The sequence below is a fragment of the Streptococcus caprae genome (assembly GCF_042649745.1).
GTDB lineage: Bacteria > Bacillota > Bacilli > Lactobacillales > Streptococcaceae > Streptococcus > Streptococcus caprae.
The window spans coordinates 1-3,397 of the sequence record NZ_JBHRZV010000013.1; the positions used below are offsets into that span (position 1 = coordinate 1).

General features: G+C 39.5%; 3 protein-coding genes. All 3 read left to right on the forward strand.

The features are described 5' to 3' along the window. The first annotated feature begins 454 nt into the window (after window positions 1-454). The 3 genes from ACFORF_RS02300 (at window position 455) to ACFORF_RS02310 (ending at window position 2,923) form a co-directional block, all read left to right on the forward strand. A complete protein-coding gene (locus ACFORF_RS02300) occupies window positions 455-1,501 on the forward strand; it encodes a protein rep (protein ID WP_380425050.1) in 1,047 nt (348 codons plus the stop codon). A gap of 808 nt (window positions 1,502-2,309) precedes the next feature. Continuing rightward, window positions 2,310-2,636, forward strand: a complete 327-nt coding sequence (locus ACFORF_RS02305; RefSeq protein ID WP_380425052.1) for a hypothetical protein — start codon at window positions 2,310-2,312, stop codon at window positions 2,634-2,636. Continuing rightward, window positions 2,633-2,923 carry a hypothetical protein gene (locus ACFORF_RS02310; RefSeq protein WP_380425055.1) on the forward strand — a complete coding sequence of 97 codons (291 nt, stop codon included), beginning with the start codon at window positions 2,633-2,635 and terminating at the stop codon, window positions 2,921-2,923. The genes ACFORF_RS02305 and ACFORF_RS02310 overlap by 4 nt, the downstream gene beginning before the upstream one ends. Window positions 2,924-3,397: the final 474 nt, after the last annotated feature.

A 3,397-nucleotide genomic window follows, 5' to 3' on the forward strand; every position in this document is an offset into this window, starting at 1 on the left:
AGTTCTGCAACTACGCTGACGAGCAACGGTAGCAAAACAAGTTCGATGAAGTAGTGTAGCATAAAGTCTCACCTCCTTAGCTAACGCTAACTGGGTGTTGCGACTATATGATTATATCACAATCACCGCAGGTCAGAACGCCTAACTGGAAGTTAGGACGAAAAAATGACCTCGGAGAGGTCATTTTTCAAAACGAGCGGAGCGAGTTTTTCTTATCTTGATACTATACTGCATAACTCTCACGGGGAAAATTCTCTTAAACAGTATCAACCACGCTATGAAAACATTATTTTCATTGTCGAAAGAAAAAACAAAAAAACCTTGAGTTTTTTTCGCATTCATGGTAAAGTTTAAGTGTCGAATTCAAACTAACTAGAAAGGGAAAATCTCGAGGAATTTTTGTGTTCGTGTTTTAAATTTTAAAATTTAATTCCTCTTGATTATAGCAGATGGAATGGTTACTAGTCAAGAACAACGTAATAAATATATTGCACAAACCAACGAAGAATTTGAAATTCTTCACGATGTCACTAAAACTGGCAAAGACCGCAAATGGAAAGAGCGTAAGCAAGCCAATCTTCGTCATGCGAAACGCATGGAAAAATTAGGCTATGATGCTAAAAAGGTAGAGCGAGTAGAGACTTGTGCAGATGTCTTGAAATTTGTTCAAGACCCAATCAAGGGAATGAAATTGTATCAAGCCTATTTTTGTGGCAACAAACTTTGTCCGATGTGCAACTGGAGACGGTCAATGAAATATTCGTGGCAGGCGAAAACAATTTTAGAAGAAGCTCTGAAGAGAAGACCTAAAGCACGTTTTCTATTTTTGACGTTGACTATCAAAAATGTACCTGCAAAAGCACTTTCTGAAGCAATTAAAGAACTAAATAAATCGTTTGATAGATTGTTTAGACGAAAAACAGTCAAGAAAAATATGATTGGCTTTATTCGAGCAATGGAAGTGACGTACAATGATGAGACAGGTCTCTACCATCCGCATATTCACGTTTTGCTGATGGTCACACCGACTTATTTTGCACGTGATAATTACTTAAGTCAATCTGATTGGACGGAAATGTGGGAACAGTCTGCCAAATTGAACTATACTCCGATTGTTCATATCAAGGCGGTTAAAGAAAAAGTTGCACGTGATGACTTGAAAAATGACTTTTCTGAAGACGGCATTATGAAGGCAGTCCTTGAAACGGCAAAATACCCTGTTAAGCCTTTTGAAGTTGAGTATGACAAAAAAGGTAAGAAAATCAAACGTAGTGAGGAAAAACTCACTCAAATCACTGGTGAACTGCTTGAAGGGCTTTATAAAAAACGGCAACTTGGCTTTGGTGGTCTTCTGAAAGACATTCGCAAAGAAATGCAACTGGACGACATCGAAAATGGTGATTTAGTTAATACTTCAGACGAAAAAACTGAGACAAGCACCGCAGAAGTTATCGTGGCTTACTGGAACTACTCACGTGGTAATTATTTCATCAAGCAGTAGCATTTTAGAAAAGCAAAAAGACCTGGACTTTTTTCAGCCCTGGGGTCTTTTTTTATTGCCAAAAATAGACTTGAAAAAATCGGCTTATTTTCAGCTTAACAGCTTTATTATGACTGTCTATTGATTGACCTTTTGGAGTGGTCGAGAAAATGAGTAATTGTGCTGTCTCAGCGTTGGTTGGTGTCTCACTTTTGGAGGGACTTAGAAGTGCTTAGGAGTGATTTTAACTTGCTTGAGGTCGAGTGGCAGAAGTAGCCATAATCGGATCGCTTTGGAAAGGTGTCGGATTTGACGATGAACGTCCTCTGGCTTGCTAACGCAGGGCAGTCGCAGGCGAAGTTTGTATACAAACAAGGCAAGACAACCGAAGTGGCAAGAGTGACGAGGAAAAGGAGACAGCAACCCAACAGCTCCGATTTGGCACTCTGCCTAGACCTCTGCAAGTGGTAAAATCCCCTTAGCAATTTTTAGTCAAAACAAGTGTTGACACGAACCAATGCTGGTTTGTATAACACTCATATTATGACCTCTTCAAATTGTCAACAAATTTAGTTATATCAAGGGTTTAGGCGAAAATTGACCGACTTTTTTTGAACTATTTTTCGTGATATAATGACCTCAGACAGAAAAAAGACGGCACTTTGCTTTGAGAAAGATACCGCTTTTGAAATGATTTGCACTCTTAGTTTAACCGAGACTTTAGAGCCTTGTCAAGGTTGGACTTCTCAGAAGAAAGGTGTCTGCATTGATAGTCGTCTCTGTCAATTTTTAAGAAAGACTTGCTAGAAGGCAAGGATAGGAAATAATAATGGCAATTAGAGCATCACAAGCAGTAGCACCTCGCTTTGAAGATTTAGCAACAGTAAAATGTATTAGTGAATTTGTCGATAGTGCAGTTTACGAAAATAATCGTCGAGTTGGAACAAATGGCGTTAAAGCTGATTTTCTTGTTTTGACTGGTGATTTGACTGGTTTTACGTTTACTGCAAAATTTGAAAAACAACCAGTGGCAGAAATGATGGCAGACTATCGTATGTCGTTTGATACTGAAAAATCAACAGTTTACGTCCAAAACGGACAACTTGGTTTGTCACTTTGGGCAACAGGTCTTGAACCTCTTAAGAAACAACAATGATATTACTAATTCCCGATGGTAGTTTTTTGACTATTCCGTTAAGTAATTCAGTGATAAATAATGGTTTTGAACCAGTTTTGTATTCACTTGATGAACTTCAAGATACGTCATTTCAAGTAGCTTTAAAAAGTCATTCTCAAACTCATATACAGCTATACACTAGTAAAATGACCGCTCTTTACTTTGGATATCGCAAAAAAGACGAAAAGGGTAAATATCGAGTTTATCCTCGCAACGTAGCTGAAAAGCTCGCTGAAGGCTCTCAGAACGTCCCTCTCGTGCCGTAGGCACATTAGTGGGGGAATTAGACCGCTGGACGGTCTAAGGGGGCTAAAAGCCCCTTTTTTCTTCTCTACACACGAATTAGCACAAAACGCTGCTGAAGGACAGGACATAGATGTCATTGACAAGACCCTCCTCGGGGGCACGAAGTGGACCGCCCCCGAAATCCTATCAGTAAAAACCAAGGTGTTATTTCTTTCAACGTGACAAAATCAACCTTGTATGTTAAACTAAAGGTGCTTAAAAGTTCGATGAAGTAAGCATAAAGAAAACACCCAAGGTTGCCGCCAAGGGTGTTTTTTTGTGCTTGCTCAAGGCACTCAGGCTAGATTATTTGTCGCATTTGTCTTGCCACTTGCGGATTAGCCATTCCGCAATAAGTTCTGCAACTACGCTGACGAGCAACGGTAGCAAAACAAGTTCGATGAAGTAGTGTAGCATAAAGTCTCACCTCCTTAGCTAACGCTAACTGGGTGTTG

Coding starts and splice junctions, on each gene's coding strand:
- ACFORF_RS02305 (WP_380425052.1), top strand. CDS start 2,310: ATGGCAATTAGAGCATCACAAGCAGTAGCACCTCGCTTTGAAGATTTA.
- ACFORF_RS02310 (WP_380425055.1), top strand. CDS start 2,633: ATGATATTACTAATTCCCGATGGTAGTTTTTTGACTATTCCGTTAAGT.
- ACFORF_RS02300 (WP_380425050.1), top strand. CDS start 455: ATGGTTACTAGTCAAGAACAACGTAATAAATATATTGCACAAACCAAC.